The organism is Chromobacterium fluminis, assembly GCF_011602385.1.
GTDB lineage: Bacteria > Pseudomonadota > Gammaproteobacteria > Burkholderiales > Chromobacteriaceae > Chromobacterium > Chromobacterium fluminis.
Genome location: NZ_JAAOMA010000039.1, coordinates 26,735 through 47,489, shown reverse-complemented (window position 1 = coordinate 47,489; position 20,755 = coordinate 26,735). Strand labels below are relative to the sequence as shown.

At 62.7% G+C, this 20,755-nt stretch carries 21 protein-coding genes and 1 riboswitch; of the genes, 6 read left to right on the top strand and 15 right to left on the bottom strand.

Annotation, left to right across the window (positions count from 1 at the left end):
• Positions 1–196: 196 nt before the first annotated feature.
• From HA052_RS21150 to flgB, 13 genes are all read right to left on the bottom strand, one after another.
• A complete protein-coding gene (locus HA052_RS21150; protein ID WP_166453459.1) occupies positions 197–1,102 on the bottom strand; it encodes an ion channel in 906 nt (301 codons plus the stop codon).
• 124 nt (positions 1,103–1,226) lie between these two features.
• The gene (locus HA052_RS21145; protein ID WP_166453458.1) at positions 1,227–2,264 is read right to left on the bottom strand and encodes a hypothetical protein; all 1,038 of its coding nucleotides are present in this window, start codon (positions 2,262–2,264) and stop codon (positions 1,227–1,229) included.
• Positions 2,265–2,275: 11 nt separating this feature from the next.
• Complete coding sequence (flgL, locus tag HA052_RS21140; RefSeq protein WP_166453457.1) at positions 2,276–3,184, bottom strand: flagellar hook-associated protein FlgL; 909 nt, start codon at positions 3,182–3,184, stop codon at positions 2,276–2,278.
• A 10-nt stretch (positions 3,185–3,194) separates the two neighbouring features.
• Positions 3,195–4,562: a flagellar hook-associated protein FlgK gene (flgK, locus tag HA052_RS21135; protein ID WP_166453456.1), complete on the bottom strand. Its 1,368-nt coding sequence runs from the start codon at positions 4,560–4,562 to the stop codon at positions 3,195–3,197.
• Between the two features lie 8 nt (positions 4,563–4,570).
• A complete protein-coding gene (locus tag HA052_RS21130; RefSeq protein WP_166453455.1) occupies positions 4,571–5,017 on the bottom strand; it encodes a flagellar biosynthesis protein FlgJ in 447 nt (148 codons plus the stop codon).
• A complete protein-coding gene (locus HA052_RS21125) occupies positions 5,017–6,117 on the bottom strand; it encodes a flagellar basal body P-ring protein FlgI (protein ID WP_141111390.1) in 1,101 nt (366 codons plus the stop codon). The genes HA052_RS21130 and HA052_RS21125 overlap by 1 nt, the downstream gene beginning before the upstream one ends.
• A 120-nt stretch (positions 6,118–6,237) precedes the next feature.
• Positions 6,238–6,888 (bottom strand): flagellar basal body L-ring protein FlgH, encoded by a 651-nt coding sequence (flgH, locus tag HA052_RS21120; RefSeq protein WP_081551217.1) that lies wholly within the window; start codon positions 6,886–6,888, stop codon positions 6,238–6,240.
• Entirely contained in the window at positions 6,885–7,673 is a 789-nt protein-coding gene (gene flgG, locus HA052_RS21115) for a flagellar basal-body rod protein FlgG (RefSeq protein WP_081551219.1), read from the bottom strand. Before flgG ends, flgH begins: the two co-directional genes overlap by 4 nt.
• A gap of 64 nt (positions 7,674–7,737) precedes the next feature.
• Positions 7,738–8,469: a flagellar basal body rod protein FlgF gene (locus HA052_RS21110; protein ID WP_081551220.1), complete on the bottom strand. Its 732-nt coding sequence runs from the start codon at positions 8,467–8,469 to the stop codon at positions 7,738–7,740.
• 16 nt (positions 8,470–8,485) lie between these two features.
• The gene (locus HA052_RS21105) at positions 8,486–9,664 is read right to left on the bottom strand and encodes a flagellar hook protein FlgE (RefSeq protein WP_081551221.1); all 1,179 of its coding nucleotides are present in this window, start codon (positions 9,662–9,664) and stop codon (positions 8,486–8,488) included.
• A gap of 38 nt (positions 9,665–9,702) precedes the next feature.
• On the bottom strand, positions 9,703–10,386 hold the full coding sequence (locus HA052_RS21100; RefSeq protein WP_081551222.1) for a flagellar hook capping FlgD N-terminal domain-containing protein: 684 nt from the start codon (positions 10,384–10,386) through the stop codon (positions 9,703–9,705).
• Positions 10,383–10,808: a flagellar basal body rod protein FlgC gene (gene flgC, locus HA052_RS21095; protein ID WP_019102950.1), complete on the bottom strand. Its 426-nt coding sequence runs from the start codon at positions 10,806–10,808 to the stop codon at positions 10,383–10,385. Before flgC ends, HA052_RS21100 begins: the two co-directional genes overlap by 4 nt.
• A 3-nt stretch (positions 10,809–10,811) precedes the next feature.
• Positions 10,812–11,171 (bottom strand): flagellar basal body rod protein FlgB, encoded by a 360-nt coding sequence (flgB, locus tag HA052_RS21090; RefSeq protein ID WP_081551223.1) that lies wholly within the window; start codon positions 11,169–11,171, stop codon positions 10,812–10,814.
• Positions 11,172–11,306: 135 nt separating this feature from the next.
• On the opposite strand from flgB, the gene flgA reads away from it, so the two are divergent.
• Positions 11,307–12,023, top strand: a complete 717-nt coding sequence (gene flgA / locus HA052_RS21085; RefSeq protein WP_166453454.1) for a flagellar basal body P-ring formation chaperone FlgA — start codon at positions 11,307–11,309, stop codon at positions 12,021–12,023.
• Positions 12,024–12,232: 209 nt separating this feature from the next.
• On the opposite strand, the gene HA052_RS21080 is transcribed toward flgA, so the two are convergent.
• Positions 12,233–12,937 carry a glutathione S-transferase N-terminal domain-containing protein gene (locus HA052_RS21080; RefSeq protein ID WP_166453453.1) on the bottom strand — a complete coding sequence of 235 codons (705 nt, stop codon included), beginning with the start codon at positions 12,935–12,937 and terminating at the stop codon, positions 12,233–12,235.
• A 270-nt stretch (positions 12,938–13,207) separates the two neighbouring features.
• Here HA052_RS21080 and HA052_RS21075 point away from each other — a divergent pair, with 270 nt between their 5' ends.
• Both HA052_RS21075 and HA052_RS21070 read left to right on the top strand, forming a co-directional pair.
• Positions 13,208–14,536, top strand: coding sequence for a methyl-accepting chemotaxis protein (locus HA052_RS21075; protein WP_081550714.1), 1,329 nt, complete (start codon positions 13,208–13,210; stop codon positions 14,534–14,536).
• Positions 14,537–14,621: 85 nt separating this feature from the next.
• A complete protein-coding gene (locus tag HA052_RS21070) occupies positions 14,622–15,821 on the top strand; it encodes an NnrS family protein (protein ID WP_166453452.1) in 1,200 nt (399 codons plus the stop codon).
• A gap of 9 nt (positions 15,822–15,830) precedes the next feature.
• Here the strand turns inward: HA052_RS21070 and HA052_RS21065 are convergent, their stop codons facing one another.
• The gene (locus tag HA052_RS21065) at positions 15,831–17,036 is read right to left on the bottom strand and encodes an EAL domain-containing response regulator (protein ID WP_081550682.1); all 1,206 of its coding nucleotides are present in this window, start codon (positions 17,034–17,036) and stop codon (positions 15,831–15,833) included.
• Positions 17,037–17,131: 95 nt separating this feature from the next.
• On the opposite strand from HA052_RS21065, the gene HA052_RS21060 reads away from it, so the two are divergent.
• The 3 genes from HA052_RS21060 (at position 17,132) to HA052_RS21050 (ending at position 20,719) form a co-directional block, all read left to right on the top strand.
• Positions 17,132–17,278, top strand: a complete 147-nt coding sequence (locus HA052_RS21060; protein ID WP_166453451.1) for a hypothetical protein — start codon at positions 17,132–17,134, stop codon at positions 17,276–17,278.
• A gap of 97 nt (positions 17,279–17,375) precedes the next feature.
• Entirely contained in the window at positions 17,376–18,962 is a 1,587-nt protein-coding gene (locus HA052_RS21055; protein WP_166453450.1) for a methyl-accepting chemotaxis protein, read from the top strand.
• Positions 18,963–19,440: 478 nt separating this feature from the next.
• Positions 19,441–19,614: riboswitch (M-box (ykoK) riboswitch) on the top strand.
• An 82-nt stretch (positions 19,615–19,696) separates the two neighbouring features.
• Positions 19,697–20,719: a magnesium transporter gene (locus HA052_RS21050; RefSeq protein ID WP_081550688.1), complete on the top strand. Its 1,023-nt coding sequence runs from the start codon at positions 19,697–19,699 to the stop codon at positions 20,717–20,719.
• Positions 20,720–20,755: the final 36 nt, after the last annotated feature.

Below are 20,755 nucleotides of genomic sequence, written 5' to 3'. Positions count from 1 at the left end.
CACTTACACCTATCGGTTATTCGTTTTGTTAAAGAGCGGTGCAGATCGCTGCGTTTCGTTTCCGCCGCTGCGTTGTCTGCTGAGGAGGCGAACTATACGTCACGACCCCTAACCCGTCAACACCTTTCGACACAAAAAACCACCGCTTTCGGCTAAGCCATTGAATCTCAATAACACTGCCAATAACTGCAAGCGCTCAGCCTACGCCAGACCGGCTGGAATCCGGCGGCAGCGGCCTCACTTCCTGCAGTTTCTGGTAGTCGACATGGTCGTTTTCTTCGGCGTCGGTATAGATCAGGTCGGCGAAAGCATGGTTCCAGCGGATGTCCTGATGCGAAAAGGTATGACGCGCCACCATTGGTTGCACGGTGGTTTCGTCGATCCCGTTGATGGACAGAATCAGCTGCGCGCGCGCAGCCGCCAACGACTCGGCGTCTCTCCCATATAAGGGGCTAGCCTCGTCAAGCTTGTGCACCAGAGTCCAGCCCAATACGAACATCGGATGCTGTTCACGCACCAGCGCTAGGTCGTGCAGTTTGCGGAAGCTCACGCCCTCGACGCTGACTTCATCCTGCAGCAGCCGCAGCCGGGCACTGGCGTCGATGATCACATTGTTTCTGGCGTTGGCGGCGCGCAGCATCAGGGCCGGTTCGCCATTCAGGATTCGCACCACCGGGCTATGGGTAAACACGATGCGCGCCCTGGGCCGCGAAAAACGGGCGAAGGTGACGCCGGTGATCAGCGCGATGCTCATCATGCCGATGAAGATTTCCAGCATAGAGACCCAGTGGGCGTACAGGCTTTGCGGATGCATATCGCCGTAGCCGACGGTGGCCAGGGTTTCGACACTGAAGAAGAAGGCGCCGAGGAATCCCGACGGATATTGATTAGCGATGCCGCCGGCCTGCGCCTGGTAGAGCCCGGCGAACAAGAGATTCAGCGCGATGAAAGCGGCGGCGATGAAAAGATAGAAGCGCGGCCAGCTGATGATCATGCAGAAATGGTAGAGGTCTTGCAGCGAGTGACGGGGCACGCTGTGAAGATAGACGCTGCGGCCCCCTACTTCTACGCGCCGAGCCGGCTTGTTACCGGGGGAAGTCATGAATGGCCAGCCCGTCCTTGAGGTGGGAATGGCTGATTGTGTGAAGATCGCGGGCTGGCGTCAATAAAGCCGAAGGCTATCGAAGCCCTGGAGGCCATTCCAATGTTGGCCGCTGGAACCGTTTCTAGCTCAGCGACAACAGGGACACCACCCGGTAGCGGCTGACGCCGATCAGGGCCGGCACCAACTCATAGAAGTTGCGATATCCCTCCGGCTGATTCAGACGGGCGCTGAAGTCGGAAACGAACTGACTGGCCCAGCTCTGTTCATTCATATGCGACAACTGCTCGATGGAGTGCTGCGCCTCCGCGATCGCGCTATTGATCGCCACGCGGGTTTGCTGCAGTTGGCCGATGGAGCGCACCACGCTCTGTAAAGCCTGGCGCACTTGGGCGTGATCGTTTACCTTCCAGCGCTCTGGCTGAAAAGCCTCGGCCTCGGGCTGCAGCTTAAGCCGCTGCGGAATGCCGCCGGGAAAACGAATGCCGCCGCCGCGCACGGTCATGCGCTCGCTGAGCGCCCCCCATTGCGATTCCGGCACGCTGAACGCCAGCTGCCCGTCTTCATTCATTTCAGCGCGCACGCCGCTGGCGGCGAGACCGCGATTGAAGCGACGCAGGATATCTTCTTCGCCGGACGCCCCGCCCACTTGCACCGACGCCGGCGCTGCGCCGGACTCCCCGGTGGAGAACACCAGGGTTTCCGCTTGGCCGCCGGACAAGGCCGCCAGATCCAAACCTTTAACAGTGAAGCTCTGGCGCGCGTCGGCGGCCAGATGGAAACGCAACTGTCCATCCAGGCTGCCGCCGCTAACGGTCTGGCGCTTGCGCCACTGTTCGTTGAATTGCTCCAACTGGCGCTGCAAATCGCCCTGATTCAACTGGCGCTGAGTCAGTTCGCGGCTGAGTCCGGATTTAACGCCTTCCAACTGAGCAATCAGACCATCGACAAAAGACAGCGCTTGCTGAGCCGAGGTCAGTTGCTCGTTGAGTTGAGCGCTATAGCGCCAGCCCGAGGCCGGCGCGCCGCGCACTTGCGCAGCCGGTTGCGCCTGCGGCGCGGGCGCGCGCTCAATCACGCTGGCGGCGGCGACCGCGCCGGCGTCCTTGCCCCAGCGTTTACCGCTTTGTTTGACGTTGACGGAGGAAATCGGGGTGTTCATGCCGCTCTCGATCAAATCACGTCAAACAAGGACAGCTGACTAACGCGGCCATAGGCTTTTTGGCTGGCTTGCAACGCCATGGTGTAGCCGTTCATTTGAATGAAGGCGTCGGCGTAGTCCAGGCTGCCCAACTTGGTCATGGTCTGCTTATTGGAAAGGCTGACGTTATCGTGATTGAGGGCCAGCGTTTTCATGATGTTCTGCGTGCCGCCCAGTTGGGCGATCTTGCTGGAGATGCCTTCCAAAGCCTTATCGCTGGCGTTCATCGCGCTGCGGATGTCAGCGGCGACGGTCGGATCCTTATTGTCCAACGCCGGGTCTTCCAGCCGGCCTATGGTTTTGTCCAGCTGATTGAGGATGTCGGCCATGTTTTCCAGGGTGACGTTGGAAGCCTGGGTAATGCCGTCGCCCACCACCACTTGCTGCTTGTCGGTGTTGCCGGTGAAGCTGTAGCGGCTGCCCGCCGGCTGAGCGGCGTCGTAAGCGAGGGCGGCCACCGCCGGCTTGGAGCCGGAGAACATGTAGCGGCCTTCGGCGTCCTTGGTGTTGACCGAGTAGAACAGGCTTTCGCGCAGACTGCGCAGCGGCGTCGCCATCGCCTTGAGATCGTCCACCGGCGGGTTGTTGGCGGCCGCGGTCAGCAGGTCCTTGGCGTCGCGGATGTCCAGGCTGATGCTATCCAATATGGATTCGTTCTTGGACAGCGCAGAACTGAGCGCGCCGATGTTTTGCTGGTACTGGTCCAGCGCGGCTTCTTCGCGCTGCAAGCGCAACAGGCGCACGCTGGCGATGGGGTCGTCCGACGGCGCCAGCAGCCGGTCGCCGCTGGACATGCGTTGCAGCAGCTCGGCCAGCGCGGAGTTGCTGGTCTGCATCGCCAGTTGCATGGTGGACAGGTATTGATTGCTGGAAACGCGCATGCTGTCTTCCTTACAAGATGGACAAGGTGCTTTCGAACAGCTGGTTCGCCACGCTGATCACCTTCATATTGGCCTGGTACATTTTCTGGAACTCCAGCAGGTCCATCGCTTCTTCGTCGCGATTGACGCCGCTTGTGTTGTGCCAGCTCTTTTCCGCTTCGGCGCGGATCACCTTGGCGCTTTCCAAACCGGATTTGTTCTGCTTGCTGCTAACCGCCAGCTTGCCCACCATTTGCGAGTAGGCGTCGCCTATGGTGACCGCGCCGACGCCGGGCATGGTGATCTTTTGCTGCTGCAGTCCGATCACCGCCAGCAGATTGCTATTGTCGCCGGGCTTGGCCGGATCGCCGGAGAAGCCCAATTCGGCGGAGGTGATGCCGCTGGTTTTCAAAATGCCGTTGACGCCGGAGGCGTCGTAGACGAATAGCGGCTTGCCCGGCTGGCCATTGCTGTCGTAGCCCAGCGCCAACTGATCGTTGATGCGCTGAGCCACTTCGCTGGCCAGGGTTTTCACCTGCGCGCGCATCGGGCGCACGGTCTGGATTTCGTATTGATTGAGTCCGCCCAACTGGCCGCCGAGGCCATCGCCGGCCAGGGTGTATTTGTCCTTGGAGAAGTTCAGCGTCAGCACCTGGCTGCCGTCCGGCTGGCTGGTATTGCTCAGCGTGGCCGCCTGGGTGTCCGCCACCAGCGGCAGGCCGGTCTTGAGGCTGACGTTCTTGCTGCCGTCCGGCTGCGACACCACGCGCACTTCCACCAGAGCGGACAGCGAATCGATCTGACGGTCGCGCTCGTCTTCCAGGCCGGAGGTATTGGTGCCGATGGCCTTGCCGGCCGAGATCTTGGCGTTGAGGTCGGCGATATTGGACACCGAGCTGTTGATCTGGGTGACCGTGGCGGAACGTTGCTCGGCGATGGCGGCCAGTTGCGAGCCGAACACTTTGTCCAGGTTGTTGAAACGCTGAGCCAACGCTTCGGCGCTGCGGATCACCGGATCGCGCATCGCGTCGCCGGACAGGCTGGCGGCGCTGAGCGCCTGGAAGAACTGATCAAAGCCGGCGGACAGGCTGCTGCCATCGCGCCCCATCACTTGCTCCAACTGGCCGAAGTAGGGATTCTGCGCGACCAGTTCGCCCTGGCTGGACGCCGCCTGCCACAGCTGCAAGTTTTTGAAGTCGTCGTTGAAGCGGCGCACTGCGTTGACCACCACGCCGGAACCGGAGCTGTACGGGTCGCCGCTGCCGGGCATCAGCGCGGTCAAGACCACGCCCTGGCGCGAGTAGCCGGGGGTCATCTGGTTGGCGATGTTCTGGCTGACGGCGTTCAGCGCGGCCTGGGAGGCGACGGCGCCGGTCAGCGCGTTGTCTATCATGCGCATGGCGGTTCTTACCTTTTATTCAGCGGCAGCAGCGGCGGCGCGAAAGCGGCCAGGCCCTGCGCGTCCGGCAGCGGGCCGGGGGTCTGTTTATCGCTTGCGACCGGCGCGCCGCCGTTCTTAAGGTGAATATTGCCACCCTCTTCCGGCAGCAGCTGGCGCAGGATGGCGTTGGCCACGCCGAACACCCGCTGCTTGGCCAGTTGGTCCGCCACCGCGCCGTCGGCGAAATCCATCATGTCGCCGTTGATGGAATTGGCGAAGATGCTGTCTTCGCCGGCGATCTCGCGCGTGGTTTTGCGGATCTGCTTGAACATCTCGCGGACAAATTGGGCCTCGAACTGCTCTGCCGCGGCGCCGGCCTTGCCGCGGTATTCCGGCGAGGCCGGCTGCACCGCCGGCTCGTCCTTGGCGTCGGCCGGCATCGCCAGCGCGGCTTGTATGTTTTTGCTTTCCATCAGATCACCACCAGTTCGCCGTCGATCGCGCCGGCCTGATCCAGCGCTTGCAGTATCGCCATGATGTCGTCCGGCGTGGCGCCGGTGCTGTTCACGGTGTCGATGATGGCGCGCAGGCTGGCGCCGGCAGGCCACTTGAACATGCGACCGGAGCCCTGGTCCACGTTGACGGTGGAATTGGGCACGGTAGTGGTCTGGCCGTTGCTGAACGGGCCGGGCTGGCTGACGCTGGGGTTTTCCGAGATCACCACCCGCAAGCTGCCGTGCGACACCGCCGCCGGGCGCACGGTGACGCCCTGGCTGATCACCACAGTGCCGGTACGCGAGTTGAACACCACGCGCGGCACTTCGCTGCCCACGCCGACATTGACCTTTTCCAAGCGCGCGACGAAGGCGACGCGCTCGGTGGGATCCAGCGGCGCGCGCACCTGGATGGTGGTGGCGTTGCGGGTACTGGCCACGCGACCGAAGCTGGCGTTGATGGCCTTGACGATATTGGTGGCGGTTTCGAAATTGGGCCGGCGCAAGCTAAGCCGCACGCTGTCGCCCTCTTCGAAATCGCTGGGGATTTCACGTTCGATGGACGCGCCGTTGGGCACGCGGCCGGAGGTGGGCGTGTTGACGGTGACGCTGGAACCGCTCTTGCCCTGGGCGGACACGCCGCCCACCACCACATTGCCCTGAGCCAAGGCGTAGATTTCGCCGTTGGCCGCCTTCAGCTGGGTCAGCAGCAAGGTGCCGCCGCGCAGACTCTTCGCGTCGCCCAGCGAGGACACGGTCACGTCTATGGTTTGGCCGCGCCCATAGCCCGGCGGCAGGCTGGCGCTCACCATCACCGCCGCCACGTTCTTGACTTTGGTGTCGGTGCGCTCCGGCATTTTCAGGCCGAACTGCTTAAGCATATTGGCCACGGATTGGCCGGAAAATTTGACCTGGGAGTTGTCGCCGGTGCCGTCCAGGCCCACCACGATGCCGTAGCCGATCAACTGGTTTTCGCGGATGCCCTCCACCGTCACCAGATTGCGCAAGGGCTGCGCCGTCGCCAGCGCCGCCGCCAGCAGCAGCGCCCATCCCGTCATTTGCTTGATAAAACCGTGCATGATCCGCCCTGAATGATTCTGTGATTGCGCATGCTCGCCCCAATGAGCCGCATACGCGAACGGCGGACACCTATTAGCGCCCGCCTGTTGTCCCGTCCGGACTCCTCGCCGCCCCGCCGCTCAGAACGGCATCAGCGGGCTGGCGAAGAACTTCATCAGCCAGCCGGGTTCGTTGGCGTCCGACAAGGCCCCGCGGCCGGAATAGCCGATGCGGGCGTTGGCGATGCGCAGCGAGGACACGCGGTTGTCGGTGTCGATGTCCTCCACCCGCACATAGCCGGCCAGACGCAGGAATTCCTCGCCCTGGTTCAGCACCAGCTGTTTTTCGCCCTTCACTTCCAGCAAGCCGTTGCCCAACACTTTGTGCACGACTACGGTTAGCGCGCCGGACAGCATATTCTGCTGGGTGGAGGTGGACGAGCCATTGAAGTCCCGGCCCGCGTCCACGCCCACTTGCGCGCGGAAGGTGGTGTTGCCCAGCAGGGACGGCGCGATATTGGCGCCGGATTTCTTGCCGAAGCTGGTGCCGGCCTTCTTGCTGGCCTGAGTAGTTTCTTCCAGCACCACGGTCAGCACGTCGCCGGGACGGAAGGCGCGGCTGTCCGAAGTCAGCGATTGCGCGCCGGCGACGGTGAACACGCCACCGCCCTTGCCGCGCTGCGGCTGCTGCAGCAATTCCGGCAAGGCGAATTCCTGCGTGGTCTGCGGCGGAATCGGCTGCGCGCAGCCGGCCAGCAGCAGCGCCGACAGCATCAGGGCCATCAGCTTCATCGGGCCGACTGCGCCAGGTACTGCATCATATTGTCGGCGGCGCTCAACACCTTGGTGTTCATCTCATAGGTGCGCTGCGCGGCGATCATGTCCACCATCTCTTCCACCACCTGGACGTTGGAGCCCTCCAACGCGCCCTGCTTGAGCTTGCCCAAGGAGCCGGAGCCCGGCGCGTCGGTGGTGGCATCGCCGCTGGCGGCGGTTTTCTGGAACAGATTGTCGCCCAGCGCCAGCAGGCCGGCCGGGTTGACGAAGCTGGCCAGTTCAATCTGACCCGCGGTTTCCAGCGTGCTGCCGCTGCCGCGGGTATAGCTGACGGTGCCGGTTTCGCTGATGGTCACCGAGGACGCGTCGCCCGGGATGGTGATCGACGGTTCCAGCGGCAGGCCCTGCGGGGTGACGATGGCGCCCTGGTCGTTGCGCTGCAGCTGGCCGGCACGGGTGTAGCCGGTTTCGCCGTTGCTCATTTTCACTTGCAAAAAGCCCTGGCCGACAATGGCCAGATCCAAGGACTGATTGGTGGTGGTCAGCGTGCCCGAGGTGAACACTTTCTGGGTGCCCACCAAGCGGGTGCCGTTGCCCAGCTGCACGCCCAAGGGCGCGGTGTTGTCCTGGTCGGTCTTGCCGCCCGGTTGGCGGTCCACTTGGTAGAACAGGTCTTCGAACACCATGCGGTCGCGCTTGAAGCCGACGGTGTTGACGTTGGCGAGGTTGTTGGCGATGGCGGTCAGGCGCGCGTCCTGCGCCTGGATGCCGGTCTTGCTCACCCACATTGCTGGATTCATGTTTCGATTCCCCGATGGTTTGCGCCGTCGGCCTTGGCCGCGGCGCTGTTATTGGAAGGCCGGATCAGGCGCGCACCAGGCGGTTGCCCGCCTCCACCATGTCGCTGGCGGAGTTGAACAAGCGCATCTGCATTTCAAAGTTGCGGTTCAGCGTCATGGTGGCCACCATTTCCTCCACCGCCGACACATTGCTGCGCTCCAGATGCTCGCCCTGCACCTTGACGGTGTCGTCGGCGGCCAGCACCCCGCCCTGACGGCTGATCACCAGGCCGTTGGCGTCCTTGGCGATGTCCTGCGGCAGCGGCTTGACCAGCTTGAGCTTGTCTATCGGCTGCATTTCGCTTTCGCCGGCGGCCAGCACCGAGATCACGCCGTCGCTGCCGATGTGCAGCTTGACGTAGTCCGGCGGCAAGGTGATCTGGCCGCCGTCGCCCAGCACCGGATGGCCGTTGACGCTCAGCTTGCCGTCCACGTCCGCCACCATGGCGCCGGCCCGGGTATAGGCCTCGTTGCCGTCCGGCCCCTGCACCGCGAAAAAGCCCTCGCCCTTCACCGCCACGTCCAGGTCGCGGCCGGTTTCCACCACCGCGCCGCTGCGCACGTCCACCGCATTGGCGCCGTTCTGGCTCAGGTGACGGGCGTCGTAGCCGTAGCCGGGCACGGTCTGACTGGTGCTGACACCGATGTCGGCGCGAAAGCCGCCGGTTTCGGCGTTGGCGATGTTGTTGGCGTGAATCTGCTGCGCCTTGAGCATGCGGTCAGCGCCGCTCATCGCGGTGTAGATCAGTGCGTCCATTTATCCTTGCCCCGCCTTAGACCGCCTGCATCAGCGCCTGGATGGTCTGGTTCTCGGTGGAAATCACCTTGGTGTTGGCCTGGTAATTACGCTGCGCGGTCATCAGGTCCACCAGTTCGGAGGTCATGTCCACATTGGACTGTTCCAGGGTGAAGGCCAGCAGATTGCCGGACAGGCCCGCGCCCGGGCGCGAGTACACCGCGGTGCCGGAGCCGGCGGTTTCCACCCAGCTGGTCTGCGAGGTGGCTTGCAGCGCGGATTCGTTAGGGAAGTTGGCGATGGCCAAGGTGCCCACCACCTGCTTTTGGCCGTTGCTGTAAGCCGCCACCACGTCGCCGTTGTCGTTCAGGCTGGTGCCGGTCATCGAGCCGGACGCGTAGCCGTTGCTGGCGTTCAGGGTCTGGCTGCTTTCGCCGGCGAACTGAGTGGTGCCGGTGTAATCCAGTTTCACCGCCAGCGGGGACGCGCCGGCAGGAGTGCCCAGGTTCAGCGCCACCGGCGCGGTGGGGCTGGTCAACTTGCCGTCGGTGTCGAAATTCAGGGTGGCGGTAGTGGGCAGGTCGACGCCGTCCAGCGTGTAGTGCACGGTGACGGTGCTGGGACCGGTCTTGCAGAAGTACTGGGTCAGGTTGAGCTTATTGCCCAGGGAATCGTAAACGGTGGACACCGCCGAACTGTTGAAGGTGTTCTGCGCCTTGTCGAACGGCACGGTCTGCACACTCCAACCCGCCGACATATTGCCGACGTATTGCAGCTTGTCGCTGGCCTTGGCCGGGATGTTGCCGTTGGGGATCTTGATGTCGCCGAAGGCGCCCAGCGCATTGCCGTCCGCCTTGCCATAGCCTTGCACGCGGCGGTTGAAGCCGTCCACCAGATAGCCGTCCTTGTCCGCATTGAAGATGCCGACGCGCGAATAGGCCATGCCGCCGTTTAGATCGCGGCTGACGAAGAAGCCGCGGCCGTCGATGGCGGCGTCCAGCGGACGACCGGTGCGCACGGTATTGCCGTTGCGCGCCATGTTCTGACTGTGGCCGACCACTTCCACCCCCATCGGCTGCGCGCCGGCGTAGGCCGCGGAAAAACTGGTGCGGCTGGACTTGAAGCCGTAGGTGCCGGTGTTGGCGATGTTGTTACTGATATTGCCCAGTTGGTTGTTGACGGCGTTGATGCCGGACAAAGCAATGTCGAAACTCATGGTCGCTCCAAAGTTCGTAGGTATTTTGAATCGGCGCTTCAGGCCTGGGTCTTGCCCAGCAGGCGGGTAATGGCGGAAGCGGGGAATTCGCCCAGGCCGGCCAGCGTCAGTGTAGGCTCGCCGCCGTTGATGGGCAGGCGCACGCCGGATACGGTGGCCTGCATTTCCAGCCCGGCCTTGGATTTGGACGCGGTGCGCACTTCCAGCTTGTAATCGCCTTCCACCAGGCCGTGTTTGCTCGGGTCCACGTTGAAATCGAACTCGCCGGCCGGGCGCTTGCCCAGCTCAATCACGGTCTCCTTGCCGCCGGCGTCGGTCAGCACCAGCGACACCTGCTGCTCTTCGCCGGACAGGGTCACGCGGCCGGACAAGGCGTCCTTGCCGCTCAGGTGCGCCTGGTCGGCCTGCACCAGCACTTGGCGTCCCACTTGCGAACCCAGCGATACGCCCTGCAGCTCGCGCAGCATCAAAGCGTTGCCCTGCAACTGCTTGAGCATGTCGGCGGAGCTCTTCATCTGGCTCATCTGCGCCAGCTGGCTGACGAACTGCGAGGCGTCGGTGGGGTCCAGCGGGTTCTGGTTCTGAATCTGAGCCAGCAGCAGCTTCATGAACATATCGTCCATGCCGGGGTTTTGTCCGGCGGCCGGGGCCACCGCCGGATTGGCGCCGTTGGAGGCGGCGGACGGGCTCTGCTGCCCGTTTTGCGCGGCGTTCACGCTCATGCGTTGTCTCCCAGTTTCAGCAGGTCCTGCTGCATGCCCTTGACCCGGGCCAGCACTTCCACATTGGTCTGGAACGCGCGCGAGGCCGACAGCATGTCGGTCATCTCCTCCACCGCGTTCACATTGGAATAGAAAACATTGCCGTCGGCGTCGGCCAGCGGGTTGCCCGGCTCGTGCGCCTTGCGCACCGGCTCCTGGTTCTGCACCACGTCCAACACGCCCACGCTGGCGCCGCGCCAGCCGTCGAAGCCGTCGCCGCCCCGGTATTGGGTGGCGAACACCGGCTTGCGGGAGCGGTAGGCCGCCTGTTCGCTGCCGGCGGCGGTGTCGGCGTTGGCCAGATTGCTGGCCACGGTGTTGAGACGCACCGTCTGCGCCGTCATGGCGGAGCCGGCAATGCGGGAAATATCGCGAAAGGACATGGCTTACTGACCTGCTATCACTTTGGCCAGCCCGCGGAACTTCATGTTCAGGAAGGCGAGGCTGGTCTGGAATTCGGAAACGTTCTGCGCGAACTCGGCCTGCTCCACGCCCAGCTCCACAGTGTTGCCGTCGCGCGCCGGGTGGTTGGGCAGCCGGTATTGCAATTCGCCGGACGGCGAATCCAGCGGAAACGCCGTGTCGTCCGCCGAAGCGGCCAAGGCTGTTTTGAAGTCGATGTCTCGCGCCTGATAGCCGGGCGTGTTCTCGTTGGCGATGTTGGAAGCCAGAATACGGGTGCGCTCCGCCCTCAACTGCAAGGCAGCAGGGTGGACGCTCAATGCTTTATCAAGGTGCAAACCCATTGCCTAGACCCATGCGGTTCTCTACCATGTTTAAACATCGGCTATCTAATTCACATTAAATGGCCGGTCGATTGAAAAGCGATACTAATAACCGCACCCTCTCGCGTATACGGGATAATTACCAAGTCATCTTTAATGGGAATTTTCACACCCCCTCGGCATCAAGCCGCGCCGCTATTGGCTGCGCTGCTCATTCTGACCAGCGTTCCGGCGCTGGCGACCCCCTACCCGGCCGCCGCCGCGGTGGAACAGACCGCGCGTTCTTTGCTGCTGCAAAAACTGGAAAAAGCCGGTCTGGCGGCGGCCCGCGTCAACGTCAAAGCGCTGCCGCCGCGCGGCTTCAACGCCCCGCCCTGCCCCGAACCGGTGCGCGTCGCCGCGCTGGATGAACGCGCGCCCAGCCGCATGCGCTTGCAGGCAAGCTGCGACGCCGCCGGCTGGGACGCTGAATTCATCGTCCGCGCCGAAATCAGCGCCCGCGTAGCGGTGGCGGCGCGCGACATCCCGGCGCGCAGCCTGCTGGACGCCGGGGACATAGAATGGCAGGAACGACCAGTGCTGGACCCGGCCGACATGGTGGGCGCCAAGACCAAGGTGGAAGGCCTGAGCAACCGCACCGCACTGCGCCAAGGCCAGCCGCTGCGGCTCAAGGCGCTGGAAGCCAGCCTGCTGGTCAAGCGCGGCGAGGAGGTGCGCATCGTGGCGCGCAACAGCGGCATCGAGGTGGTCGCCGCCGGCGAGGCGCTGGGCAACGGCCGCCAAGGCGAGATCATCCGCGTGCGCAACAGCGCCACCGGCAAGGTGATACGCGCCCGCGCCAGCCTGCCGGGCGAGGTCAACCCGGTGGACTAAGAACTTGTTCAAGGTCTGCTGCGCGTCGCGCGATACGGCGTTGAAACCATCTTCGAAATGCTCATGTACCGTATGTACATTCCGCTTTCTCAGCCGTTTCGCCTTGTCTCGCCCTAGCTCGCGAGACTTTGAACAGGCTCTAAGCAAATGAAAAGCCCCCGTTGTGGGGGCTTTTGCTTGCGCGGGCAAGGCCGCCAGGAACAAGCGGTTTACGATCTCGCCGGAATCGTCAGTCCGCGTTGCACCGCCGGCCGCGCCAGGAAGGCGTCCAACACCCGCGTCACCTGCGGGAAGTCCTCAATCGACACCAGCTCGCCGGCATCGTAAAAACCGATCAAGTTGCGCACCCAGGGGAAGATGGCGATGTCGGCGATGCCGTACTCGTCCCCCATCACCCACTGGCGGCCGCTCAAGCGTTGATCCAGCACCGCCAACAGGCGGCGCGACTCGTTCGCATAGCGGTCGCGCGGGCGTTTGTCTTCGTAGTCCTTGCCGGCGAACTTGTGGAAAAAGCCCACCTGGCCAAACATCGGGCCAATGCCGCCCATCTGGAACATCAGCCACTGTATGGCCTCGTAGCGCGCGGCGGGATCGGACGGCAATAGCCGGCCGCTCTTCTCAGCCAGATACAACAGAATGGCCCCGGATTCGAACAAGGCCAGCGGCTTGCCGCCCGGGCCGGCCGGATCAAGGATGGCGGGAATCTTGTTATTGGGATTCAGCGACAAGAATTCAGGCGATAGCTGATCGTTGCTGTCGAAGCTGACCAGGTGCGCCTCGTACGGCAGGCCGGTCTCTTCCAGCATGATGGACGCCTTGACGCCGTTGGGCGTGGTCAGCGAGTACAGCTGGATGCGATCCGGATATTTTGCAGGCCATTTTCGGGTGATGGGAAAGGCGGATAAATCGCTCATACGCGCTCCATGAGTTGGCGGGAGGGTTGCGCGCCCATGATAAGCCCGGCTTTTGCATTTGTCTTAAATCCGCCGCCAATCAATGGCGAGATGTTATTGACGCCATAGCTGGATACACTATTAATCCGTGCCTACGGCCAAGGCCGCCCAGTAATAAGAAATTCATTCAAAAGTAAATTTTCCTTTCAAATCATGTGGAATGTATTAATTTAAAATGAGCTTGGCGTGCTCCAATGGCACTCCTGAATGGCAATGACAATGGAGGCTGCCATGCCCTTATTTTCCGGAAAACTCAAAGAGCGGCTCAACGAGCTGACTGGCCAACTGGACGGCCTGCGCGGCATGCTATCCGCCATCGACCGTTCCATGGCGATGATACAATTCACTCCCGACGGCATCGTCACCAACGCCAATGAAAACTTCCTGCGCACCATGGGCTACCGGCGAGAAGAAATCATCGGCAAGCATCACCGCATCTTCTGCGACAAGCACCATGTTTCCAGCCCCGCCTACGCCGAATTCTGGCAAAAGCTGAAGCGCGGCGAGCCAGTCAACGGCCGCTTCAGCCGCTTTGCGAAGAACGGCGAGGAAATATGGCTGGAAGCCAGCTACACCCCGGTACTGTCCAGCGACGGCCAGGTGTGCGGCGTGGTCAAGGTGGCGTCCGACATCTCCGAGCAAGTGCATAGAGAGCAAAACGATCAGGCCATCCGCCTGGCGATCAGCCGCTCCATGGCCCAGATCGAATTTGATCTGGACGGCAATATCCAGGACGCCAACGAAAACTTCCTCAATACCTTTGGCTATACGCTGGCCGAAATCCGCGGCAAGCATCACCGCATACTCTGCGACGCAGACTACGCCGCCAGCCCCGACTACGCGGAGTTCTGGCGCCAGCTGCGCCAAGGCAAGTTTTTCCAGGGCCAGTTCAAGCGCCTGAGCAAAAACGGGCAGACTATCTGGCTTGAGGCCACTTACAACCCGGTCTACGACCTCAACGGCAAGCCGGTGCGGGTGGTCAAGTTCGCCCAGGACATCAGTCGCAGGGTGCAACAATTGCAAGCCCAGGCGGAGAACGCCCAATCGGCGGTGGACGTCTCGGTCAATACCGAGCAACTGTCGGTCAAGGGCAGCGCGGTGTTGGAACAGGCCGCCAGCGAAATCACCAAGGTGGCGTCCAGCGTGGAAAGCTCCTCCATCATCATCACCAAGCTGGGCGACAGCTCCGGTCAGATCGGCACCATCATCAGCACCATCAGCGAGATCGCCGACCAGACCAATCTCTTGGCCTTGAACGCGGCGATTGAGGCCGCGCGCGCCGGCGAGATGGGTCGCGGCTTCGCCGTGGTGGCGGACGAAGTGCGCAAGCTGGCCGAGCGCACCAGCCAATCCACCGGCGAGATCTCCGGCATCGTGCGCAGCATCCAGGAAGACTCCAAGTCCGCCATCACCTCCATGCAGCAGGTGCGCGGCCTGGCCGACACCAGCCTGCAGCTGTCCGAGCAGGCCCGCGATTCCATCGCCGAGATCCGCGCCGGCGCCAAGGAAGTGGTGCAAGTGGTGCGCGACGTGTCGGAACTCCTGCAGCAACGCGCTTAAGCCCCGGAAAGCCTTGATCCAAATCATGTCCGCGCCGGCCCCGGCGCGGCGATACTGAGGCGCCCACCCCTTTTCCGAGTCCGCGATGAAACACCCCCACCCCGCGGCGATGCTGGCTCAGGCGCCGCATCGCGCCGCCTTTCTGCCCGGCATGCTGTTCGCCATTCTGCTGCTGGCAGCCTGGAGCGCCGAGCTGACTAGCCGCTTGCTCGGCGTCCACGCCGCGCTGGCGGTGCCCTCTTCGCTTGCCCACGGCTTCCTGATGCTGTTCGGTTTCTTCCCGCTGTTCATGACCGGCTTTCTATTCACCGCCGGCCCGCGCTGGCTGGGCGTGGAGCCGCCCGGCCGCATCGTCTTCGTCGGCGTGCCGGCGCTGATGGTCGGCGGGCTGCTGCTGTGGCTGGCCGGACTGTGGCGAGGCATGGCCTGGACGCTAACCGGGCACGCCTTGTACACACTGGGCTTCAGCGGCTTGGCGCTGACTTTCGCCTGCCTGCTGCTGGCCAGCCCGCAGCCGGACCGCCGCCACGCCTGCGCGGTGCTGGCCGCCCTGTTCTGCGGCGTGCTGGCGCTGCTGGCCGGCGCTTACTGGCTGATCTTTCAGGACGGCCAGGCCTGGCTGTGGATGCGCAATCTGGCCTTGTGGGGCTTTCTCTTGCCGGTGTTCCTAACCGTCTGCCACCGCATGCTGCCCTTCTTTTCAGCCAACGCGCTGCCCCAGTATCAGCCCTGGCGGCCGGGCTGGCTGCTGGCCGCCATGCTGACCGGCTCGCTGGGCCATGGCCTGCTGGACGGTTTCGGCCTGCCCAGTTGGCCGCTGGACGCGGCGCTGGCCGCACTGCTCGCCTATGTCTGCTGGCGCTGGCGGCTGGCGGCGGCGCTGCGGGTGCGGCTGCTGGGCATGTTGCATCTGGCTTTCGCCTGGCTGCCAATCGGTTTCGGCCTGTACGCGCTCAACGGCTGGCTGGCTTCCCCGCGCCTGGCGCTGGCGGCGCTGCACGCCGTCACCGTCGGCTTCTTCCTGACCATGATGATCGCCTTTGTGTCGCGAGTAACGCTGGGCCACTCCGGCCAGCCTTTGCAAGCCGGTCCCGGTTTGTGGCGGCTCTACCTGGCCGCGCACTGGTTGGCGCTGACCCGGGTGGCCACTGAAATGCTGCCCGGCGTCTGGTCCGGCTGGCTGTACGGCGCGGCAGCCATAGGCTGGCTGTTGACGCTGGCGGCCTGGGGCCGCGCTTTCATGCCCAGCTACTGGCGACGGCGAGCCGACGGCAAACCGGGTTGACCCTCTGAACTAGCCCTGTCCGCGCCGACGCAAATACTCCGGCACTTCGTCGGCCGGCATCGGCCAGCCCAGCAAATAGCCTTGTACGTAATCCACTCCCAGGCGCAGCATCAATTGCAAATCCGTCTCTTCGCCGATGCCTTCCGCCACCACTTGGATATTGCGGTCCTTGGCCAGCCTGATGGTGGACTCGAGGATCTCCCTCGCCACGCTGTCGCCGGCGGCGCCGGCCACCAGCGCGCGGTCTATCTTGATCGCGCTGACCGGCAGCTCGCGCAGGTATTCCAAACCGTTGTAACCGCAGCCCACATCGTCCAAGGAGACGCGAAAACCGGCCATGCGCAGCCGTATCACGTTTTCCAGCGCCTGATAAATGTTTTTGAGCCGCTGGGTTTCAGTCAGCTCCAGCGTCAGCAGGGCCGGGGCCATGCCCAACTCTTCCGCCGCTTCAGCCAGGCTGGACGGTAGTTCAGGGTTACAAAACTGGCTGGCGGTGAGGTTGATCGAGACCCTCAAACCGGACAAGGCCACTTGTCCGCTCCAACGGCGATAATCCTCCGCCGCAGAGCGGAAGATGGAGAAGAACAAGTCCTCGTCCAGGCCGTAATGCTCGAGGCCGGGCAAAAACGCAGACGGCTCCAGCAAGCCCAACTCGGGATGATGCCAGCGCGCCAGCGCCTCCACCCCCATCACTCTCAACAAACCCGGATCCGCCTGCGGCTGATACCAGGGCAGGATTTCTCCACGCCGCAGCGCCCGCTCCAACTCCTGCCGGTCAAACCCCGACGTAGCGCCATCCCACGCCGGCCGCCGCGCAACCGTCTGCCACAACTTGCATAACTGTTCCATGGACAAAGGCGTGTTCAAGCTGCCTATCACCGGCAGATTGTGAAACGCCGCCACGCGATAAGCGCCCATCAACATGTCCTTGGACAGCGAACTGTTGAACACGATGGGCGGCACCGCTTGCAAGCCGGCCAGATGGCGCAACAGCAGGATGCCGTCCATTCCCGGCATGTTGAGATCGCTAATCATCAAATCATAGCGATGCCGCTTGAGCTGTTCGAGCGCGCCAGCGCCGTCGCGCGCCTCATCGATGCGCTCGATTCCCACTTGGCGCAAAGCCTGGCTCAGGGCGCAGCGCTGCACATCATGATCGTCCACGATCAAGACCCGCATCGGCGCCGGGCCGGGTTTGGAGATTATAGATTCCATGGCATGTTCTCTGTCCCAGTTGGAGCGCTATTCTCCTCAGCCGGCTCAAACGAAAGAAATAGGAAGATGCTGAATTTGCCTGGAAATTTTCAGCCATGGATTTTTACTTTTACCAAAAACGCATCAAACTTTGCCGCATGGCGCTGCACTTTTGTTCTATATCTCCATTGGGAGCCGCCAAGGCGAAACTTCATCTCAATCAATCAAATAGCGCGGCAAACAACAAACTTCGCCCGGATTGACCCGAATTGAATGATCGCCACCGGCGCCGCCGGCGGACCGCCGCGCCGATCCGCCTCCCGCGTCGTTTTCCGACAACGTCAAGCAGGAGGTCCGGCAATGAGAAGCAATCTTCCCGTGGATGGCACCGAGGTGTTCTTGTTGCCTCACCGCCCCATCGTCACCAAGACCGATCTAAAGGGCCAGATCACTTACGCCAATCGCGCCTTCATCGACATTAGCGGTTTCAGCGAAGAAGAGCTGATTGGGCAGCCGCACAATATCGTGCGCCACCCGGACATGCCGCAAGCCGCCTTCGACGACCTATGGACCACCATCAAGTCGGGCCGCCCATGGAAGGGGCTGGTCAAGAATCGCACGAAGCAAGGGCATTTCTACTGGGTGGAAGCCTACGTCACGCCGATCTGCGAAGGCGGCCGGCCGGTGGGTTATATGTCGGTGCGCAGCGCGCCGTCCAAACAGCAGACCGCCGACGCAGAACAGCTTTACGCCAGTGTCCGCGAGCGCCGCCAAGCGTTTCCGGAAACCCGCCACGCCGCCCCGCCGGCAACGGCCTGGCTTTTGCTGTGCGCGCAATTGCCCGCCGCGGCGCTAATCCTGAGCGGCGCGGCTAGCGACGGCCTCTTGCGCCTGACGCTGCTGGCGCTGGCGGCGACATGGGCCTTGGCCGCCTCTTATCTGGCCGGGCTTTGGCTGGCGCGACCGATAGACGCGGCGCGGCGCGCGTTGATGCGGCTGGCCGAGGGCGACTTCAGCGCCCAGATACCGGCCTCCGGCTCGCGCGAACCCCGCGCGGTGCTGGAAGAGATGGAAACCCTGCGCATCCATTTGCGCGCCATTCTCGCCGATGTCGTCGCCGGTGCGGAAGACGTCAGCGAGGCCGCCACCGCCACCCACGCCGAAGCCGAATCGTTGAACGCCCGCGGCGAAACCACCTTGGAAGGCATCACCCGGGTGGCCGCCGCCTTGCAGCAGCTGTCCGTGTCGGTAAACGAAATTTCGCAGTCCACCCGCACCGGAGCCGAGTTCGCCGACCAGGCGACCGAACTGGCCAGCCAGGGCGAAGCCCAGATGAGCGACACCCGTCAGGCGGCTCAGGCCGTGGTCAGCGAGGTGTCCTGCACCCGCGACATCATCATCAAACTGGAGCAATCGGTGGAGTCGATCAACACCGTCACCGGCGTGATCAAGGACATCGCCAACCAGACCAATCTATTGGCCTTGAACGCGGCGATAGAAGCGGCCCGCGCCGGCGAACAAGGCCGCGGTTTCGCCGTGGTGGCCGACGAAGTGCGCAAGTTGGCGGAACGCACCGCCGGCAACACGCTGGAGATAGAGCAATCGGTGTCCTTCCTGCGCGAACGCTCCCAGGAGGCGCTGGAGGAAGTGAAGGCCGCGGTAAACAAAGTCCATACCGCGGAGGAAACCATACAAGCCGCCGCCCAGGGGCTGGAAGCAATCCGCAACGCCAACGAGAAAGTGGCGGAATCGTCCTCCAGCGTCGCCAATATGCTGCAACAGCAATCATCCGCCTCCACCGAGGTGGCTCAGAGCATGGAAACCATGAGCACGCTGACCGAACAGAACAGCCACAGCATCGCCGCCACCCTGCAAGTGGCGCAGAAGCTGCACACCACCGCCAGCGATCTGCGCCGCCTGGTCAGCCAATTCGAAAAACACATGTGATTGGCATCAATCATTCGGCCGCATGGCATGTTTGCGGAAATTTTCCATGCAAACGAGTTTTATTACACAAACTGTGAAAAATTACGGAACTACTTGATACCCATTCTTTCATAACCGTTATTCGTCGCGACTCTACTGCACTGCACCATGACACCCGTCGCGACGAAGACGGCGCTGGCAGGCGGCGCACGCCGCCCGCCCGCGCTCCCTAAGAACCTGTTTACGATCTGCTGCGCGTCGCGCGATACAGCGTTGAAGCACGGCAGACATTGAACAGGTTCTAAACCGTAGTCCAAACAAAACAAGGAGGTGATCGTCCAGTAAAACCGCGCCCAACGCGACGCACCGCCGCTAGAGCGGCGTCGAGTCCGGCGCCGGAACCGCCCGGCCACAAGCCCGGCCTTCCATTCAGGACCGCACACATGATCCAGCCCAAGCCGCAACACGGCCTCCGGACAAAGATCAGCGGTTCTCAGATGCAGTGTCTCGTTCGGCGAGGCTCCTATGCAAACACAGGTCACTGATCTGACGACGTCGAGAGACGCCCAAGGTTAGGACAGGCTTTATCGGATTAAGGTATAGCCCAAAGTGACTTCCCGCATGCAGTCGGGATACGTTGCATAGTGCCAAAACTTAGACGCGGAGATAGCTTTTCTGCACTCTCTCTTCTGGTTTACGCCCCCATTGCGACAACTGTTTGTGGTTATAAAACAGCTAACGGGGAATACCTCAAAATGTCTTTTGCAAGCATCACTCTGCCTACCGCTCAGGCAAACGAAGTCAATCTGAAAGAAACCGTCGCCTCCTACATGAGCGACTCGCTGATCACCCTCAGCCGCGACATGAAAGTCAGCGAAGCTCGCGAGCACATGCTCAAACAGCTGCGCGACGAAGACATTCCCGCCCAGATTTTCGTCATCGACGGCAGTCGTTTCCTGCATGGTCAACTCTCGGTCAAGCGCCTGCTGACCGAAACGGACCTGACTCTGCCGGTTTCCGCGCTGATGGGCCCCACCTCCTTTGTCGTCGAGCCTAACCAACAGCGCCGCGACATCGTGCCGGAACTGATAGACAAGGGCGTGGATCTCGCGCCGGTTGTCAGCGGCGGCAAACTGCTGGGCGCCCTGTACGAAAAGGAAATCGCCGCGCTGATCCGCGACGAAGGCACCGACGACGCTCAACGCCAGGGCGCCAGCCTGCCGCTGGAAACTTCCTACCTGGAAAGCTCCCCGTGGAGCTTGTGGAAAAAACGCCTGCCCTGGCTGCTGCTGCTGTTCTTCGCGGAAGCCTACACCAGCACCATTCTGCAAGTGTTTGAAGAGCAGCTGGAAGCCGCCATCGCGCTGGCCTTCTTCATCCCGCTGCTGATCGGCACCGGCGGCAACAGCGGCACCCAGATCACCTCCACCCTGGTGCGAGCGATGGCGATGGGCGAAGTCAGCCTCCGCAACATCGGCACGGTATTGCGCAAAGAGGTGACCACGTCCTTCATGATTGCGCTGGCCATCGGCGTCGTGGCCTGGATACGGGCCTGGATGCTAGGCGTGGGCGACGAAGTGGCCTTGGTGGTGTGTCTGACGCTGATCGCCATCACCATCTGGAGCGCCATCGTCTCCTCCATTATTCCGATGTTGCTGAAGAAAATGCGCATCGACCCGGCCGTGGTGTCGGCGCCTTTCATCGCCACCTTCATCGACGGCACCGGTCTGGTGATTTACTTCAACATCGCCATGCTGGTGATTACCGACCTGGCCTAAGCGCCCCCCTTCCCGGCGCGCCATCGCGCGCCGCCG

Bases quoted from the DNA above. Each gene is read 5' to 3' on its own strand.
- HA052_RS21150 (WP_166453459.1), bottom strand. From the start codon at position 1,102: ATGACTTCCCCCGGTAACAAGCCGGCTCGGCGCGTAGAAGTAGGGGGC.
- HA052_RS21145 (WP_166453458.1), bottom strand. From the start codon at position 2,264: ATGAACACCCCGATTTCCTCCGTCAACGTCAAACAAAGCGGTAAACGC.
- flgL (WP_166453457.1), bottom strand. From the start codon at position 3,184: ATGCGCGTTTCCAGCAATCAATACCTGTCCACCATGCAACTGGCGATG.
- flgK (WP_166453456.1), bottom strand. From the start codon at position 4,562: ATGCGCATGATAGACAACGCGCTGACCGGCGCCGTCGCCTCCCAGGCC.
- HA052_RS21130 (WP_166453455.1), bottom strand. From the start codon at position 5,017: ATGGAAAGCAAAAACATACAAGCCGCGCTGGCGATGCCGGCCGACGCC.
- HA052_RS21125 (WP_141111390.1), bottom strand. From the start codon at position 6,117: ATGCACGGTTTTATCAAGCAAATGACGGGATGGGCGCTGCTGCTGGCG.
- flgH (WP_081551217.1), bottom strand. From the start codon at position 6,888: ATGAAGCTGATGGCCCTGATGCTGTCGGCGCTGCTGCTGGCCGGCTGC.
- flgG (WP_081551219.1), bottom strand. From the start codon at position 7,673: ATGAATCCAGCAATGTGGGTGAGCAAGACCGGCATCCAGGCGCAGGAC.
- HA052_RS21110 (WP_081551220.1), bottom strand. From the start codon at position 8,469: ATGGACGCACTGATCTACACCGCGATGAGCGGCGCTGACCGCATGCTC.
- HA052_RS21105 (WP_081551221.1), bottom strand. From the start codon at position 9,664: ATGAGTTTCGACATTGCTTTGTCCGGCATCAACGCCGTCAACAACCAA.
- HA052_RS21100 (WP_081551222.1), bottom strand. From the start codon at position 10,386: ATGAGCGTGAACGCCGCGCAAAACGGGCAGCAGAGCCCGTCCGCCGCC.
- flgC (WP_019102950.1), bottom strand. From the start codon at position 10,808: ATGTCCTTTCGCGATATTTCCCGCATTGCCGGCTCCGCCATGACGGCG.
- flgB (WP_081551223.1), bottom strand. From the start codon at position 11,171: ATGGGTTTGCACCTTGATAAAGCATTGAGCGTCCACCCTGCTGCCTTG.
- flgA (WP_166453454.1), top strand. From the start codon at position 11,307: ATGGGAATTTTCACACCCCCTCGGCATCAAGCCGCGCCGCTATTGGCT.
- HA052_RS21080 (WP_166453453.1), bottom strand. From the start codon at position 12,937: ATGAGCGATTTATCCGCCTTTCCCATCACCCGAAAATGGCCTGCAAAA.
- HA052_RS21075 (WP_081550714.1), top strand. From the start codon at position 13,208: ATGCCCTTATTTTCCGGAAAACTCAAAGAGCGGCTCAACGAGCTGACT.
- HA052_RS21070 (WP_166453452.1), top strand. From the start codon at position 14,622: ATGAAACACCCCCACCCCGCGGCGATGCTGGCTCAGGCGCCGCATCGC.
- HA052_RS21065 (WP_081550682.1), bottom strand. From the start codon at position 17,036: ATGGAATCTATAATCTCCAAACCCGGCCCGGCGCCGATGCGGGTCTTG.
- HA052_RS21060 (WP_166453451.1), top strand. From the start codon at position 17,132: ATGGATTTTTACTTTTACCAAAAACGCATCAAACTTTGCCGCATGGCG.
- HA052_RS21055 (WP_166453450.1), top strand. From the start codon at position 17,376: ATGAGAAGCAATCTTCCCGTGGATGGCACCGAGGTGTTCTTGTTGCCT.
- HA052_RS21050 (WP_081550688.1), top strand. From the start codon at position 19,697: ATGTCTTTTGCAAGCATCACTCTGCCTACCGCTCAGGCAAACGAAGTC.